This is a genomic window from Sphingopyxis indica (genome assembly GCF_032879645.1).
Classification (GTDB): Bacteria; Pseudomonadota; Alphaproteobacteria; order Sphingomonadales; family Sphingomonadaceae; genus Sphingopyxis; species Sphingopyxis indica.
In genome coordinates this window covers 3,579,520-3,595,316 of sequence record NZ_CP076394.1, presented here as the reverse complement: position 1 = coordinate 3,595,316, position 15,797 = coordinate 3,579,520, and the positions used below count along the sequence as shown (strand labels likewise).

Below are 15,797 nucleotides of genomic sequence, written 5' to 3'. Positions count from 1 at the left end.
AGCGGACGTTTCGGCCTGTTAAGCCCCTCCCCTTCAGGGGAGGGGTTGGGGTGGGGCCTCGAAACCTTGCGCGAGGTCGATAGGCCCCACCCCACTGCGACTAGGCAGCCCTTCGACAAGCTCAGGACTGCCAAGTCTTCGTTGCCCCTCCCCTGAAGGGGAAGGGCTTTCTTGTCCCTACGACCGGTATCGCCCGTCAGCGGACGTCACGCGGTCCGTTCCGGAACTACGCCGAAAGCTTCGCCGCGGTCTTCGCGACGCGTTCGCCAAGGTAGCGCGCGCCGCCCAGGTCGGCTTCGCTCGGCTGGCGCGATCCATCGCCGTCGGCGAGCGTCGTTGCGCCATAGGGGGCGCCGCCCTTGACCTCGTCGACGCCCATCTGGCCGGCATAGCCATAGTCGAGTCCGACGATCGTCATGCCGAAGTGGAGCAGGTTGGTGAGGATGCTGAACAGCGTCGCTTCCTGCCCGCCATGCTGCGAGGCGGTCGAGGTGAAGGCTGCACCAACCTTGCCGGTGAGCAGCCCCTGCGCCCAGACGCCGCCGGCGGTATCCCAGAAGCTCGCCATCTGGCTGGCCATCCGGCCGAAGCGCGTCGGCGAGCCGACGACGATCGCGTCATAGTTCGTCAGCTCCTTGGGATCGCTGAGCAGCGGATGTGCGGTGTCGGTCTTGAAACCCGCCGCCTTCACCACCGCCTCGGGGGCGGTTTCGGCGACGCGGCGAATATCGACTTCGGCGCCCGCGGCGCGCGCGCCTTCGGCGACGGCGTCGGCCATCTGCTCGATATGACCATAGCTCGAATAATAGAGCACCAGAACCTTTGCCATGTTGAATTTCCTTTCAGTCGGGAGGGGAAGGGGGTGGGCCGCCGCCGCAAGGGAGGGGGATTTGGCGGCGGCCCGGGGCTCGTCACAGGCTGTCGACGAGCACGAGTTCGGCGTCGTCGAGCGCTTCGACCTCGATCCGTTCGACGTCACGGATCGCGATGCCGTCGCGCGGGTCGGCGTCTTCGCCGTTGACGCGGATGCGGCCCTTGGCGGCGACCAGATAGGCGTGGCGGCCGGCGCCGAGGTCATAGGCGACGCGGTCGCCTGCATTCACCGTCGCTGCGGCGACGCGGGCGTCGGCGCGGATCGGCAGGGCATCATCGCCTTCGATACCGCTTGCCAGGGTCACAAAGCGCCCCGAACGATCGGCCTTCGGGAACTGGCGTGCGCCCCAGCCGGGATTGCCGCCCGCACGGTCGGGGATGATCCAGATCTGGAACAGCGTCGTTTCCTCGTCCTCGAGGTTGAACTCGCTGTGGGTGACGCCGGTGCCGGCGCTCATCACCTGAACGTCGCCCGCGGCGGTGCGGCCGGCGTTGCCCATCGAGTCGCGATGGCTGATCGCGCCGGTGCGGACATAGGTGATGATCTCCATGTCGCGGTGCGGGTGCGGCGGAAAGCCCGACTGTGCGGCGATCGCGTCGTCGTTCCAGACGCGCAGCGCCCCCCAGCCCATGCGGTCCGGGTCGTGATAGTTTGCGAAGGAAAAATGGTGGCGGGCGTCGAGCCAGCCGTGGTTGGCATGACCCAGCGTATCGAATTTGCGGATGTCGATCATCGGATAGCCTTTCGCACGCGCCGCCTTTGGCGATCTTGCCGGCGGCGCTCTCTCGTTGCAGCCAAGATAGCGATTGGGGTCGTTTCGAAAATAGCGTAGATAGAAACTGATCGTTTCCATTATGCTCGTCATTGCGAGGAGCCGAAGGCGATGCGGCAATCCAGAGCGCGCGTAAACCGCCCCGGATTGCTTCCCCCGGCTTTCGCCGGGGTCGCAATGACGAAGGAGTAACAAGGATGGCGCTTCCCGATTATGAAGGCTGGGCTTGTTTCGTCGCCGTGGCGGAGAGCGGCAGCTTTACCGCCGCGGCGCGCTCGCTCGGGCTGTCGAAGGCGAGCGTGTCGAAAGCGGTGACGCGGCTCGAGGCGTCGCTGGGGGTCACCTTGCTCCACCGCACGTCGCGCACCGTCACCGTATCGACCGCGGGCGAGCGGCTGCTCGGCGATGCACGCGCGATGGTCGCGGCGGCGACCGCGGCGACCGAGGCGGCGCGCGGCGACCGGAACGACCTTGCCGGGCCGATCCGGCTCGCGGCGCCGATGAGCTTCGGGATCAAGGTGCTCGGCGCGCCGCTCGCCGCCTTCATGGCGCAGCATCCCGCGGTCGAGGTCGAATTGACGCTGAGCGACGCGCGGCACGATCTGGTCGCCGAGGGGATCGACCTCGCGCTGCGTATCGCGCCGCTCGACGATTCGAGCCTGCTCGCACGGACGATCGCGCCGGTCGCGGCGTCGGTGATCGCGAGCCCGGCCTATCTCGAGCGCCACGGCACGCCGCGCCATCCGCTCGACCTCGCGGCGCACCGGCTGATCGGCTATGGCCACCGCGAACGCGCACGCCCGCTGCGGTTCGAACGCAAGGGCGAGGAAGCGACGGTCGTTCCGGCGGGGCCGCTGTTCACCAACAATGGCGATGTGATGATCCCGCTGCTCGTCGCGGGCGGCGGCATCGCGGTCCTGCCCGACTTCATTGCGGAGGCCGAACTCGCGTCGGGCGCGCTGGTGCCTATCCTCTCCGACTGGTCGCTGCCGCAGGCCTTTCTTCACCTCCTGTCGCCGCCCTCGCGGCTCCGTCCGGCGCGGGTCAGGGCGCTCGCCGATCACCTCGTCGAGACGCTGAAACGCAGCTGCGCGGGCCGCGACTCGCCGGAATCAGGCGATTAAATCAAAATTAACCTTTCCCCTTCATTGCTTTCATGGTTAATATTCCGGCAGTCCCGAAACGGGGGCGCGTCGGCATATCGCGGAATGATCGTGCGGACGGGTCGCGGGGTCATCGGGCGAAACAAAATAGGGGCGGCCAATGCGCGTATTGCTGATCGAGGACGAGCCGACGACCGCGAAAGCGATCGACACGATGCTCACCACCGAGGGCTTCAACGTCTACACGACCGATCTGGGCGAGGAAGGCCTCGATCTGGGCAAGCTCTATGATTACGACATCATCCTGCTCGACCTGAACCTGCCCGACATGCACGGCTATGACGTGCTCAAGAAGCTGCGCACCGCAAAGGTGCAGACGCCGGTGCTGATCCTGTCGGGCATTTCGGAAATGGATTCGAAGGTGCGCTCGTTCGGCTTCGGCGCCGACGATTATGTCACCAAGCCCTTCCACCGCGACGAGCTGATTGCGCGCATCCATGCGGTCGTGCGCCGCTCGAAGGGGCACAGCCAGAGCGTCATCAAGACGGGCAAGCTCGCGGTCAATCTCGACACCAAGACGGTCGAGGTCGACAGCGTGCGCGTGCATCTGACCGGCAAGGAATATCAGATGCTCGAGCTTTTGAGCTTGCGCAAGGGCACGACGCTGACCAAGGAAATGTTCCTGAACCATCTCTATGGCGGGATGGACGAGCCCGAGCTGAAGATCATCGACGTCTTCATCTGCAAGCTCAGGAAGAAGCTGGCGCTCGCGTGCGGCGGCGAAAATTACATCGAGACGGTCTGGGGTCGCGGCTATGTGCTGCGCGATATCGACGACGAAGGCAATGAGGTGCGCCGCGTCGCCTGACGCGCCGGCTTTCCCTCGACAGTCTGGTAGTGAAGACCGGCGCGGAGCGATCCGCGCCGGTTTTCTTTTTTGGGGAGTATGCCGTTCGGGCGGATGGCGGTTTTGGGGTGGCCGGTTGCCATCGCCGTCTTTGGCGATCGCGGGCTGGGTCCGCTTCGTCGTTTCAAAGTTCAGCAAAGTTCAGCCTTGTGCGGCCGCCGATGGGTCGCGTTCGGCGAACATGCCGCGCCGGCTCCCGCCCGCATCCATAAACCGGGGTGTGACCGCTTTTATCTACATGTCGAAAGAGCCGATACGAAGGCTGGCACAGCCGAATGATGTAGGACAGCGGTTTTTGCGGCGGATGTCCGGCTTGGGGTGGGACGCGGCCGTGCCAGATTAAGGCCAAGCGATAGGATTGGAGGGCTCGCTTTCTTCGATTTCTTCCGAAAACCTGCCTCTTTCCATCAGATGTGCGAGAGCGCCACGAGCGACTGGCGCAATGTTCTCGGGCCAGTCGCTACGGATTACCTGATCAGCGGTGGGATTCTTCGGGATACGTTCATCTGCGATAGCCTGCTGCATAAGCTTGCATACTTGCCGTACCGCTTCGGCCTCGCTGTCCGTCATCGCAGGATACCAGTCAGGCTCACCCTCATACGGGAACCAGTCAAAAAATGACTCGAACCATTCGACCGGACCAGACTCTTCAACACCCCGATCACCCTCAGAAAGGCCGAGTAGGCTCTCCATAATGCGGTTGCGGACGCGTTGCGCGACCAGTCGTTCGGAAGGTTGTTCGTCGTTAGCCATTGCAGGCCTTGTGCACTAATTGAAGATGTCCGCAATCGGTCGTTTTCCGACACCGGACAAAGGGGCTTCGCCCCTTTCGCCCGCTTTCGAAGACGCGCTAATTCTTCCGGTGCCGGCCGTAGTGACCGCGCAGCGTCGCAGATGCTCGGCGAGTTCGCGGCCGTTGCGGTCCCAGTTGAAGCGGCCCGCGAGGCTCGCGGCGACGGCCGACGGTAGCGGTGGGGCGGCGAGGATGGCGGAAATCGCGGCCGCGATCGCGTCGGGGGTCCGCGCGGCGATCCGGCCCGCTGCATCGGATGTAACGAGCTCGGCCGCGCCGCCCGCGTCGCTGATGACGATCGGCGTTCCGCACGCGAGCGCCTCGACCCACGCATTGGCCAGACCCTCGCTTTCCGACGGCATGACGACGACATCCGCGGCGCGGTAGTGCGCGGCGAGGTCGGCGTGCGCGACGGGTCCCTCGAAATGGACGCGGTCGGCGACGCCGAGCCGCTGCGCGAGCGCCCGGTAGCGGCCTTCCTCCTCGCCCGCGCCGACGAGACGATAGCGGACCCCCGGCAGCGCAGCGAGCGCCTCGATCACCAGCGCTTGCCCCTTGCGCGGGATCAGCGCGCCGACGGTGAGGATCGTCGGCGCGTCGCCGATGCCGAGCGTGGCGCGCGCCGCGGCGCGATCGCCGGGGCCGGGCATGAAGCGGTCGGTGTCGATTCCCGTATAGTGAACCGCGATCTTTGCAGCGTCGATGCCGATGCCCGCCATGTCGCGGCGCATCGCTTCGGAGACGGCGAGCAGCCCGGCGGCGTCGCGGGCGGCTTCGAGCAGTTGCGGCCGGCTCGCCGGATCATGGCCGAAATGGCTGATGTCGGCGCCGCGCGCCTTGATCGAGAAAGGCAGGCCGAGCGCTTTCGCGACGCGCATCGCGGCGGGACCGTCGGGGTAGAAGAATTGCGCGTCGATGATGTCGGGCTCGAACGCGCGCGCGATCGGCAGTACCGCGCGGGCGATCGCGGCGGGATTGAAGCGGGTGCCGATGCGGGGAAGGAGCCTGAAGCGCGGGCGATGGACCGAGAGGCCGTTCCACGTCTCGCGCCGCGGCAGATGGCGCAGCGCCGCATAGCGCGGGTGGAGCGACAGCGGCCAGGGCGGCAGGCCTATGGGCGCAACGACGCTGAGCTCAACGTCGGACTGCGCCGCGAGCGCGCGCAGGCTGCGCTCGACAAAGAGGCCGAAGTTCGGGCGCGCCGCGTCGGGAAAGAGCGTCGCGATCGACAGGACGCGCAAATTGGGAGCGGGGTCCACCTTAGAGGGTGCGGATCAGCCGCACCGCGACCGCGGCCCATGGCGGGTTGCTGACCACCTGTTGCCGCTGGCCGGTGCCGAGCGGGAGGAGGTGGAGCTTCTCCCCGTCGACGTTGAGCAGTCGCGCGAAGAAGAAGCGCCCGGCGGGGCGCGGGACGAGGAGGTCGCGGTTGAGCGCCTGTCCCCAGTCGCCTTCGATGCGGCGGCACCATATTTCGTCGCCGGCGCGATAGTCGCCGATCGACGAGGTGACGCGCACCGCGACCATATCCTCGCTCGGCCGGGCGGTGAGTGCCTGTTCGGTGCGGGTGGGCGCCTGCGCGCCGTCGGCGCCGAGCAGCGCGGTGATGGTGAGCTGCGTATCCTGCGGCAGCTGGACGAGTTCGGCGGCATCGACGCCGAGCGCCCTGGCGATGCGGTTCATCCAGCCGAGCGACAGGGTGCGCGTCCCGGTTTCGAGGCGGCCGATCGTCTGCGCGGTGGTCGGCGGATCGCAGCGCTGCGCGACCTCGTCGAGCGTCAGCCCCTTGGCACGGCGCACCGCGCGGATGCTGTTGATCATCGCCTGCCCTTCATAACCAATTTGGTTTCTTCTTTCCTACATGGCGATCCAATGTCAAGAGTGATTCGCCGAGCAGCAGGAGATCGCCGATGACCGCACGCCGTCTTGAAACCCGCCTTCATCCCGACGACCGGGTCGATCCGGGCAAGGCGGGACCGCAGGTGATGCGGCATGTGACGGTCAATGCGGCCGAAAGCCCGCTCGCCTGGCTCGCGGCGCGCGGGCATTTGACCGAAGCCCAACTCGGCGCGGGCGAGCGGCTGCGCGCCGATTATGAGCGCGCGGGGCTGGCCGCGCGGGTCACGATGCGGTGGGATGCGGCGCCACCGGGCAAGAGCCGTGGCGGCGCGCGTGCGGCCGACGCCTCGCTGGCGCGGCTCGACGCGCATCGGCGCTTCCATGCCGCGCTCGACGCCGCGGGACCGGGGCTTGCGGACATTTGCTGGCGAGTGATTTGTGCGGGCGAGGGGATCGGCGGCGCCGAAAAGACGCTCGGCTGGCCCGTGCGGTCGGGCAAGCTGGTGCTGACGCTGGCGCTCGACCGGCTGGCGCGCTTCTATGGGACGGGGTGAATGATGACGGTGGCTGGAATCAACCGAAATTAGCCAATGAACATATTTCGTATCGCATTCAAAAGCCGACACGATCTACAATGGATCGATAGGGCAACAGGAACATCGAGCGATTACGTTACCACGATTGGCTCATATCCCATTTTGATTGCGGTCAAAGGCCAACCCCCGAGAGAGGGCGGGTAGGTTCTGATTATCGTGAACCGATAAGGCCGCGATGTGAATTCATGGCAGCCGTCTTTTTGGTCGGGGCATCGCCATATCGCAGTGATCTGCGTTGCAGCGGATAGGAATGTATTTTCGCATGTTGTCTGGATCGCATCGCTCGACAGATCTGCGCAATCGATCGTATATCTCTGGCCATTGCGCACGTCGTCCTCGGTGAACTTCAGTGTGGCGAGCGCGCCTGCCGAATAGTGCTCGCTGTCGCCATACGCCCAATACGATTTTTTATCCGATAGCTGTTCACACGCCTTTTGCAGGCGTGATTGGCTCTTCTCATTCTCATGACCAAGATAATGATACTGCACGGAGACAGCCCGTATACCGATAGGCTGAAACGGAGCGTCCGCCCTGTCGGACCTTTTGCTTGCATATTTCAGTTCGATCACATCGCGCTGGCAAAGCCCCGCTTCGGAAGAAGCGTATGGCTCTGTAGCAATGGTCGTCGGAGAAGTTGGCCCGGTAAGGACCGATATCAGGTCGCCGAGAACAAGGTCTCGCCGCCTTGATTCCGACATCTCTATACGCTCGGGATGAAAGGTCCTGACGCGCGTTGCAGCTTGGAGAATGCCCGACATGGCAATCACTGCCGCTAGCGAAAGCCCAAGACGAAAAACCCGCATACGCCCCTCCCGGCCGTGCCGCTCAAAAGCACTATGTGCCTGCGTTCGTAAATGAGAGGTATTGATGCGATAAATTGCCGGCGGAACATCGTACGGCGGAGGTGGAGAGCCGCACCGCCGATATTTATCCAAGGTCCGCCTTTCACAGCACCTCGATTGAAAGGTGCCCTTCGTCTTTCCACTCCATTTGCGCCCCTCGTCGCCGATTTTCATGCAATGCCGGAAACGACCGATAGGCGATGATCGGCATTTCATAACCTTGTTATTCCCGCGAAAGCGGGAATCCGGTGTGGAGTCAGCCGACGCACGCTCTGGATTCCCGCTTTCGCGGGAATGACAAACGGCCGCTTCTCGCCCCGAGGTTGACGTTATCCGAGCGCCTCGACCTCTTCGGCCAACGCCAGCCAGCGGTCTTCGGCGGCGGCTTTTTCCTGACGCAGCGTTTCGAGCTTTTCGGTCAGCGCGGTGAAGCGGGTATGGTCGCGGGTGAACAGGCTGCCGTCGGAAAGTTCGGTCTCGATGCCCGCCATCTCTGCGTCGATCGCCTCGATCCGGCCGGGGAGGAGGTCATAGTCGCGCTGGTCCTTGTAGGAAAGTTTCTTGCGCTGCTGCTGTGGCGGCGGCGGCGTGGCGGTCGCTCCATCGGCTTTCGCCTTCGCGGCCGCGGGTTTGCTGCGCTTCGCCTCCCAGTCGGCGTAGCCGCCGGCGACGACGTCGACTTTTCCCGACCCGTCGAGGCCGAGCGTCACCGTCACCGTGCGGTCGAGGAAATCGCGGTCGTGGCTGACGAGCAGCACGGTGCCGTCATAGTCGGCGATGACTTCCTGCAAGAGGTCGAGCGTTTCGAGGTCGAGATCGTTGGTCGGCTCATCGAGGACGAGCAGGTTCGATTCGCGGGCGAATTCACGCGCGAGCAGCAGGCGCGAGCGCTCGCCGCCCGACAGCGCGCCGACGTTCGCCTCGACGACGCCGGGGTCGAAGAGGAAGTCCTTCAGATAGCCCTGGATATGCTTCTTGACCCCGCGCACCTCGACCCAGTCGCCGCCGTCGGCGAGGATGTCGCGCACGCGCTTTTCGGGCGACAACAGGCTGCGCTGCTGGTCGATGACGATCCCGTCGAGCGTCGGCGCGAGCGTGACCTTGCCCTCGTCGGGTTCGATTTCGCCAGTCAGGAGCTTGAGCAGCGTCGACTTGCCCGCGCCGTTGGCACCGACGATGCCGATGCGGTCGCCGCGCTGGATGCGGAAATCGAAATCGCGGATGATCGTCCGGTCGCCGAAGCGTTTGGAAATATGGTCGGCGACGATCACCGACTTCGAGCGGACATCGTCGTTGGCGAGGCCGAGCTTGGCGACGCCGGGGCCGCCGATCATCGCCGCGCGCTGCGCGCGCATCTCGACCAGCTTTTCGAGCCGCCCCTGGTTGCGGCGGCGGCGCGCGGTGACGCCGCGCTGGAGCCAGTGCGCTTCGAGCTTCAGCTTGGCGTCGAGCTTTTCGGCGGCGCGCGCTTCCTCGGCATAGACCGCCTCGGTCCACGCGTCGAAGCCGCCGAAGCCGATCTCCTTGCGGCGGATGCTGCCGCGGTCGAGCCACAGCGTCTGGCGCGTCAGGCGGGTCAGGAAGGTGCGGTCGTGGCTGATCGCGACGAAGGCGCCGGTGAAACGCGCCAGCCAGCCTTCGAGCCAGTCGATCGCCGCGAGGTCGAGGTGGTTGGTCGGCTCGTCGAGCAGCAGCACGTCGGGGTTCTGCGCGAGCGCGCGGGCGATCGCGGCGCGGCGGCGCTCGCCCCCCGACGCGCTCGCCGCCTCGCGGTTCATGTCGATGCCGAGCTGGTCGGCGATCGCCGCGACCTCATGGCTTTCGGGCGGGTTGGTTCCGCCGACGGCATAGTCCATCAGCGTCGCATAGCCCGAAAAATCGGGTTCCTGTTCGAGCAGCACGACATGGGTGCCGGGGACGATGGTGCGCTTGCCCTCGTCGGGTTCGATGCGGCCTGCCAGCAGCTTGAGCAGGGTCGTCTTGCCCGCCCCGTTGCGGCCGATCAGCGCGAGCCGGTCGCGCGCGCCGATATAGATGTCGAGCCCGCGGAACAGCCAGCCGCTGCCCTGGACGAGACCCAGGCCTTCATAAGAGAGAATGGGAGCAGCCATGATGAACGGCTCGCTACCGGCGCGTTCAGCGCGATGCAAGCGGCGTTCGGGCAAAGGGCGGAACGGGTCCGCTCCGTCGGCGTTACGGGGACGGGCACAAGCATTGCCGGATTTCCGGCCGACAGGAGATATTTATGAAAACGCAGATGTTCACCGCCATGGCGACCGGGCTGGCGCTGATCGCAGCGACGCCCGCCATTGCGCAGCAGGGAGGAACGACGGTGACGACGGCGACGACACAGGGGCCGATCCTGAGCTTTTCGGTGAGCGAGGAGGTTCGCGCGCGGCCAGACCAGGCGACGGTTGGCGCGGGCGTGCAGACGACCGCGCCGACCGCGGTCGAGGCGATGCGCGCCAATGCTGCGGCGATGGACAAGCTGATCGCCGCCGCGAAAAAGCAAGGCATCGAGGCCGAGAATATCCAGACGAGCGGCATCAACCTGTCGCCGCAATATGATTACAGCAACCGGAGCGACGGGCAGCCGCCGCGTTTTCTGGGCTATCAGGTGACGAACAGCGTGCGCGCGACGACGAACGACATTGCCGGAATCGGCCCGCTGCTCGACGCGCTGGTCGCGGCGGGCGGGACCAATATCGACGGGCCGTGGTTCGCGATGAAGGACCCCGACGCGATGCTCGTCGGCGCGCGCGGCGCGGCGATCAAGGCGGCCGAGGCGAAGGCGCAGGATTATGCGAAGCTCGCCGGCTATCGCGGGGTCGAGCTGGTGTCGATCGGCGAAGGCAGCTTCGGCGGTCCGCAGCCGCCGATGCCGATGGTGCGGATGGAAATGGCGGCCGACGCCAAATCGACTCCGGTCGAGCCGGGGCAGGTCGGCAACACGCTGACGCTGAGTTTCCAGTACCGGCTGGTGCGGTAGAGCTTCAGGAGAAACGAGTCCGTATTCCCGAGCGAAGACGAGGGAGGCGGCCGAGCGAAGTCGAGGCCTCCGGCGTGGGAGCTTCTCGCTTCGCTCGAAGGAGCCCCTCGGCTTCGCTCGGGGAAGCGGATGTTGGTTCCTCTTTGTCCGCTGCCGCCTAACCCAGCTCCCCCTCGGCCCAGGGCCAGGGGCGCTCGCGGAACCATTTGGTGATGATATATTTGCGCCCCTTGCGCACCTTCATCCCGTGGTGGAGCGTGTCGGGGTTGGGCTCGCCGTCGGGACGGACATTGTTCCAGGCGAGCAGCTTGCCGGCTTCGGGCTGGTGCATCTTGCCGGTCGCAAGGAAGCGCGTGGCGCCGCCGGCGGGAGGCTCGTTGAGATAGACCATCAGCGTCCAGCTGCGCTGGCCGGGGATCGCGCAATAGGTTTCCCAATCCTCTCCGTGCGGGTCGAAATAGTCAGTGTGCGCCTTGAACTCCTGCCCCACGTCATAGCGCTGGCCCTGCAGCGGCTCGCCATATTCGAGCGGGATGCCGGTGAGGTCGTGGAGCCGCTGGTTGACCGCATGGACGAAGGGATCGCGATGGTCGAGATCGCAGGTCGTGCTGGTGCGAAAGGCGGTATCGCCGTTGGGATCGGCGATCGTCGAGGGGTGGACGTCGCGGTCGATCCGCGCGATCAGCCCGGCGCAGGTTTCGGCGTCGAGAAAGCGCGGCAGCATGAACTGCTGGAGCTTCGGTGTCGGGGCGCGGCGGATGCCGGGAACGGCGGCGAGCCGATCGGCGGTGCGGTCGGCGTGCGAGGTCGCGAGATCGACGAAGCTGGGGGCGGCCATGGCGCCTCTTTAGAGCGGGCCGCCCGCGCGAACAATGCTTGACGAAAGCTGGCGTGCCGCCTATCGCCCGCCCGCTGCCGGCGGCGCGTCCGTCCGGCCCTGTGGCGATCGTAGCTCAGTTGGTTAGAGCACCGGTTTGTGGTACCGGGGGTCGTGGGTTCAAGTCCCATCGGTCGCCCCATTTTCTCGATCTTCGCGCATATCGCGGCTTTGGGCGTGACTCGCCGGGCCTGTTGTATTATTACGCCTTCGCGTAATTTTTGAACGTGAAGGGTCAAGCCATGTCCGCTGTCTGGGATTTCGCCGATTTCGACGATCACGAGCATGTCCACATGTTCCGCGATCGCGCGAGCGGGCTGACCGCGGTGATCGCGGTGCATTCGACCCACCTCGGCCCCGGCGCGGGCGGGGTGCGATACTGGCATTATCCGCAGCGCGCGGCGGCGATCACCGACGCGCTGCGCCTGTCGCGCGGCATGAGCTATAAAAATGCGATGGCGGGGCTGCCGATGGGCGGCGGCAAGGGCGTGATCCTGGCCGACGAGGGGCAGGCGAAGACCCCCGAACTGCTCGCGGCGTTCGGCCGCGCGGTCGAATCGCTCGGCGGCGCTTACGTGACCGCCGAGGATGTCGGGATGAGCGACGCCGACATGGTCGCGATCGCCAAGGAAACGCGCCACGTCAGCGGCCTGCCGGTGGCGAGCGGCGAAGCGGGCGGCGACCCCGGCCCGCTGACCGCGCTCGGCGTCTATCTGGGCGTCAAGGCGGCGATCGCCGAGGGGCTGAAGACCGACAGCGCGAAGGACGTCCGCATCGCGATCCAGGGCGTCGGCAGCGTCGGCGGCGGGCTCGCGCGGCGGCTCGCGGCCGAGGGCGCGAAGCTGACCCTCGCCGACGTCAACATCGCGAAGGCAAAGGCCCTCGCCGAAGAACTCGGCGCCGAACTTGCCGATTCGGCAGCGATCATGGAGGTCGAGGCCGATGTGCTGAGCCCCAATGCGCTGGGTGCGATCCTGACCGAACGCAGCATCGAGCGACTGAAGGTGCCGATCGTCGCGGGCGGCGCAAACAACCAGCTCGCGACCGCCGCCGACGGCCAGCGCATCCACGACCGCGGCATCGTCTATGCCCCCGACTATGTGATCAACGCGGGCGGCATCATCAACGTCGCGCTCGAATATTTGGGGCAGGGGAGCCGCGAAGAGGTCGAGAGCAGGATCGCGCAGATCCCCGGCCGGCTGACCGAAATCTGGACCGAGAGCCGCGCGAGCGGCACGCCCGCGTCGGTGGTCGCCGACCGCATGGCGCAGAAGCTGATCGGGCGGGGGTGACGAGGTACTAAGCCCCTCCTCTTCAGAGGAGGGGTTGGGGTGGGGCTATCGGCGTAAGCTCAAGGCCGCGATGCCCACCCCGCTGCGGCTGGCGAGCAAGCTCGCAAGCCTCGCTGCCCCTCCCCTGAAGGGGAGGGGTTTTGTTGTGCGCGATTTCCGCTAAGCCCGCAGCGATGAAGCGGCATTTCTATCTGGTCGGCGGCTGGGCGTCGCTGGCGCTGGGGGCGCTGGGGGCGTTCCTGCCGCTGCTGCCGACGGTGCCCTTCGTGATCCTCGCCGCCTTTTGCTTCGCGCGCTCGTCGCCGCGGCTCGAGGCGTGGCTCGTCACCCATCCGCAGTTCGGCCATTACATCGTCGCGTGGCGCGAGAAGGGCGCGATCAGCCGCAAGGGCAAGATCGCCGCGACGATCGCCTTCGCCGTCAGCATCGCGCTCGCCGCGATCTTTTCGCCATGGCCGTGGGTGATGGCGCCGGTGATCGCGGCGGCGGTGACCGGAAGCTGGATCTGGACGCGGCCCGAGTGAGGGTGGCGGGTTGGATGGCGGTTTCGGGGGGAAAGGAGATGCATCCGATCCTCCCTGTCGCGCAGCGATGGGGAGGTGGCAGCCGCTTAGAGCATCGTGCCGGAAATCTGCACCATATCCCCGAGCGAAGTCGAGGCGGCGACGCTGCGGTTCTCGCTCCGCTCGAACGAGCCCCTCGTCTTCGGCCAAAGGCCGAAGTTCATCCTGAGCGCCCGCCAGGGCAGTCGAAGGGCTCGGGGATGCGGATGATTCAGATTTCGCGCAATTTGCTCTAGGCTGTAGTGACAATTTAATCACTTGAGCCATTAGAGCAAGATCACCTTTGACTGAATAAGCCGTGTGCTCCCGCGCAGGCGGGAGCCCATCTCCCGACCCTTCTGTCTTGAACCCGCCGGAGATGGGTCCCCGCCTGCGCGGGGACACACGCGCTTTCTCAAGCGCTTCATTCAAAGATGATCGGGCACTAGGTCTTCCGCTTCTGCCCGTAGTGACCGGGCAGGGTCGGCGTGTGGTTCAGCCCCGGCCGCCAGGTCGTGAGCTTGGGCGCCGGGACGAGCTGGAAATCGACCTTGGCGTCGGCGGTGACCAGATCGTCGCCGTGCGACGCCCGGAGGCGGACGGTTTCGATCGGCTCGTCGGTTTCGAAGCCGAATCGCGTATCGGCGACCCAGCGCACCGTACCCATCATCGGCTGGTGCCCCGGCATGAAGAGCGTCATTCGCTCGCCGATCTGCAGCATGTGCGGCGCCTTTCCGCCGACGCCGGTTTTCGAAACATTGCGAATCGTCACGTCGAACCGGCCGAGCCGCTCGCAGCCGAGCGACGCCTTCACCAGACGCGCCTGGCGCGGCTGGCGTTTCTCGGCTTCGGCCGGTGAGGCGGTATCGGCCTCGGGGTTGGACATGCGCGACCCAATTCTTGCCGCCCGTCACCCACGCCAGGCGGTTATCGTGGTCCCATCACAGGCTCTAAAGGAAGAAGGTAAATAATCAAATAGCGTCGGGCGATCATTCGGCCGGCTTCGGCAAACCGGCGAAGGTGACCAGGCTTTCGCTGCCGTCGGCCGAAAGCGCTGAAACGCCGAAGAAATGGTCGTCGATGACAACGCCGGGAAGCATCAGCTGCGCGCTGTCCGCGGGAACGTCGCGGCTCTCGGTCCAATCGGTCCGATCGGCCCGGCGCCAGCGAATCCGATAACCGGCGGCGCCCTTCACGGGGGTCCAGCGCACGGTCGTATTCGAACTGACCGCGCCTTCGATGCTGGCATGGGCGGGGGCGGCCGGCGCGTCGGCGAGTTCGCTGGCCAGCGCGACATTGAGGTCGGTCACCCGCGCCAGATAGGGGAAGTCCATATAATCGACGGTATCGCCATAGAAATGCCCGTTCTCGGTGCGCAGATCCTGATGCTGATGGTCGTAATTTTCGACCCCGGCGGTGAAACGAATCGCGGGATAGCCCATTTTGAGCGAAGGCAGATGATCGCCGCCGCGGCTGAAGCGGTCGGGGCGGCGGACCGCCACCACCTCGAGCCCGATGCCGGGGGCATCCGATGCCGCGCGCACTGCGGCCTTGGCGAGCGCGCGCGAGGGGCCGTCGTCCTCGCCCCCGATCGCGCGGCGCGCCATTTGCGCCGGCAGGTCTTCGGACGCGCGGATGCCTTCGCTGAACACGCGGACGCGGTCTTCGACGATCGCGCCGTCGGTGCCGCGCGTGCCGCCGACGATGTCGTTGTTGAGCATCGCGGTGACGCGCCAGCCCTCGTCCCGGGCATGGCGGGCGAGCAGCTCGCCGCCCCACAGCCCCTGCTCCTCGCCCGACAGCAGGGCATAGACGATCGTCGCGCGATGCGGCTTCTGCGAAAGGATGCGCGCGGCCTCGAGCACCAGCGCGGTGCCCGATCCGTCGTCGTTGGCGCCGGGGGCGTCGCTTTCGGCGTCCATCACGTCGGAGACGCGGCTGTCGATATGGCCGGCGATGATGATGACGCGATCGGGTTCGCCGGTTCCTTTCTGGATCGCCAGCACATCCTCGACCACCACCCCGCCGGGCGCGCGCGGGCCTTCGAACCGGCCGCCGGTCGACATGACCGACAGGCAGCCTCCGCACGCCTGCCCGATCCGCTCGAATTCGGCGGTGCCCCAATCACGCGCCGCGCCGATCCCGCGCTTCGGATCGCTGGCCGACGAGAGCGTATGGCGGGTGCCGAAAGATACGAGCTTTTCGACGAGCATCTTGAGACGGGCCGGGTCGGCGGTGGCGGGTGCCGTCTTGTCCTGGGCGACGGCAGGGGCGGCAACGAGCAGCAGGGCGAGCAGCGATGACGAACGAATCATCCGCGCAGCTTGGGGCTCAATGCGCCGGCGCGCAACCCGAACGGCACAGCCCCGCC

16 protein-coding genes and 1 tRNA gene are annotated in these 15,797 nt (G+C 66.1%); 7 read left to right on the top strand and 10 right to left on the bottom strand.

Annotation, left to right across the window (positions count from 1 at the left end; translation table 11 throughout):
* Positions 1 to 226: 226 nt before the first annotated feature.
* Both wrbA and KNJ79_RS16910 read right to left on the bottom strand, forming a co-directional pair.
* Complete coding sequence (wrbA, locus tag KNJ79_RS16915; protein ID WP_317151956.1) at positions 227 to 829, bottom strand: NAD(P)H:quinone oxidoreductase; 603 nt, start codon at positions 827 to 829, stop codon at positions 227 to 229.
* A gap of 82 nt (positions 830 to 911) precedes the next feature.
* On the bottom strand, positions 912 to 1,607 hold the full coding sequence (locus tag KNJ79_RS16910) for a pirin family protein (protein ID WP_317153940.1): 696 nt from the start codon (positions 1,605 to 1,607) through the stop codon (positions 912 to 914).
* A 236-nt stretch (positions 1,608 to 1,843) separates the two neighbouring features.
* On the opposite strand from KNJ79_RS16910, the gene KNJ79_RS16905 reads away from it, so the two are divergent.
* Together KNJ79_RS16905 and ctrA are read left to right on the top strand one after the other, a co-directional pair.
* A complete protein-coding gene (locus KNJ79_RS16905) occupies positions 1,844 to 2,770 on the top strand; it encodes a LysR family transcriptional regulator (RefSeq protein WP_089215419.1) in 927 nt (308 codons plus the stop codon).
* A gap of 139 nt (positions 2,771 to 2,909) precedes the next feature.
* Entirely contained in the window at positions 2,910 to 3,617 is a 708-nt protein-coding gene (ctrA, locus tag KNJ79_RS16900; protein ID WP_089215420.1) for a response regulator transcription factor CtrA, read from the top strand.
* Positions 3,618 to 3,995: 378 nt separating this feature from the next.
* On the opposite strand, the gene KNJ79_RS16895 is transcribed toward ctrA, so the two are convergent.
* The 3 genes from KNJ79_RS16895 to KNJ79_RS16885 are packed head-to-tail and all read right to left on the bottom strand — an operon-like array spanning position 3,996 to position 6,270.
* Positions 3,996 to 4,409, bottom strand: a complete 414-nt coding sequence (locus KNJ79_RS16895; RefSeq protein ID WP_089215421.1) for a hypothetical protein — start codon at positions 4,407 to 4,409, stop codon at positions 3,996 to 3,998.
* 15 nt (positions 4,410 to 4,424) lie between these two features.
* A complete protein-coding gene (locus KNJ79_RS16890; protein WP_317151955.1) occupies positions 4,425 to 5,708 on the bottom strand; it encodes a glycosyltransferase in 1,284 nt (427 codons plus the stop codon).
* A 1-nt stretch (position 5,709) separates the two neighbouring features.
* Positions 5,710 to 6,270 (bottom strand): helix-turn-helix domain-containing protein, encoded by a 561-nt coding sequence (locus KNJ79_RS16885; RefSeq protein WP_089215422.1) that lies wholly within the window; start codon positions 6,268 to 6,270, stop codon positions 5,710 to 5,712.
* Positions 6,271 to 6,359: 89 nt separating this feature from the next.
* Between KNJ79_RS16885 and KNJ79_RS16880 the strand changes: the two genes are divergently transcribed.
* Positions 6,360 to 6,842 carry a DUF6456 domain-containing protein gene (locus tag KNJ79_RS16880; protein ID WP_394357131.1) on the top strand — a complete coding sequence of 161 codons (483 nt, stop codon included), beginning with the start codon at positions 6,360 to 6,362 and terminating at the stop codon, positions 6,840 to 6,842.
* A 113-nt stretch (positions 6,843 to 6,955) separates the two neighbouring features.
* Here KNJ79_RS16880 and KNJ79_RS16875 read toward each other — a convergent pair whose 3' ends face one another.
* Together KNJ79_RS16875 and KNJ79_RS16870 are read right to left on the bottom strand one after the other, a co-directional pair.
* Positions 6,956 to 7,900 (bottom strand): RNA-binding protein, encoded by a 945-nt coding sequence (locus tag KNJ79_RS16875; RefSeq protein ID WP_141133933.1) that lies wholly within the window; start codon positions 7,898 to 7,900, stop codon positions 6,956 to 6,958.
* A 155-nt stretch (positions 7,901 to 8,055) separates the two neighbouring features.
* Positions 8,056 to 9,837: an ABC-F family ATP-binding cassette domain-containing protein gene (locus tag KNJ79_RS16870; protein ID WP_317151954.1), complete on the bottom strand. Its 1,782-nt coding sequence runs from the start codon at positions 9,835 to 9,837 to the stop codon at positions 8,056 to 8,058.
* A gap of 134 nt (positions 9,838 to 9,971) precedes the next feature.
* On the opposite strand from KNJ79_RS16870, the gene KNJ79_RS16865 reads away from it, so the two are divergent.
* Positions 9,972 to 10,715, top strand: a complete 744-nt coding sequence (locus KNJ79_RS16865; RefSeq protein WP_317151953.1) for an SIMPL domain-containing protein — start codon at positions 9,972 to 9,974, stop codon at positions 10,713 to 10,715.
* Positions 10,716 to 10,872: 157 nt separating this feature from the next.
* On the opposite strand, the gene KNJ79_RS16860 is transcribed toward KNJ79_RS16865, so the two are convergent.
* A complete protein-coding gene (locus KNJ79_RS16860) occupies positions 10,873 to 11,553 on the bottom strand; it encodes a prolyl hydroxylase family protein (RefSeq protein ID WP_317151952.1) in 681 nt (226 codons plus the stop codon).
* A gap of 104 nt (positions 11,554 to 11,657) precedes the next feature.
* Between KNJ79_RS16860 and KNJ79_RS16855 the strand changes: the two genes are divergently transcribed.
* From KNJ79_RS16855 to KNJ79_RS16845, 3 genes are all read left to right on the top strand, one after another.
* Positions 11,658 to 11,734 (top strand) — tRNA-His (locus KNJ79_RS16855).
* Between the two features lie 100 nt (positions 11,735 to 11,834).
* Positions 11,835 to 12,884, top strand: a complete 1,050-nt coding sequence (locus KNJ79_RS16850; RefSeq protein WP_317151951.1) for a Glu/Leu/Phe/Val family dehydrogenase — start codon at positions 11,835 to 11,837, stop codon at positions 12,882 to 12,884.
* A gap of 173 nt (positions 12,885 to 13,057) precedes the next feature.
* Positions 13,058 to 13,408: a YbaN family protein gene (locus KNJ79_RS16845; RefSeq protein WP_317151950.1), complete on the top strand. Its 351-nt coding sequence runs from the start codon at positions 13,058 to 13,060 to the stop codon at positions 13,406 to 13,408.
* 463 nt (positions 13,409 to 13,871) lie between these two features.
* On the opposite strand, the gene KNJ79_RS16840 is transcribed toward KNJ79_RS16845, so the two are convergent.
* Both KNJ79_RS16840 and KNJ79_RS16835 read right to left on the bottom strand, forming a co-directional pair.
* Complete coding sequence (locus KNJ79_RS16840; RefSeq protein ID WP_317151949.1) at positions 13,872 to 14,312, bottom strand: PilZ domain-containing protein; 441 nt, start codon at positions 14,310 to 14,312, stop codon at positions 13,872 to 13,874.
* A gap of 103 nt (positions 14,313 to 14,415) precedes the next feature.
* On the bottom strand, positions 14,416 to 15,741 hold the full coding sequence (locus tag KNJ79_RS16835; RefSeq protein WP_317151948.1) for a M28 family metallopeptidase: 1,326 nt from the start codon (positions 15,739 to 15,741) through the stop codon (positions 14,416 to 14,418).
* Between the last annotated feature and the right edge of the window lie 56 nt (positions 15,742 to 15,797).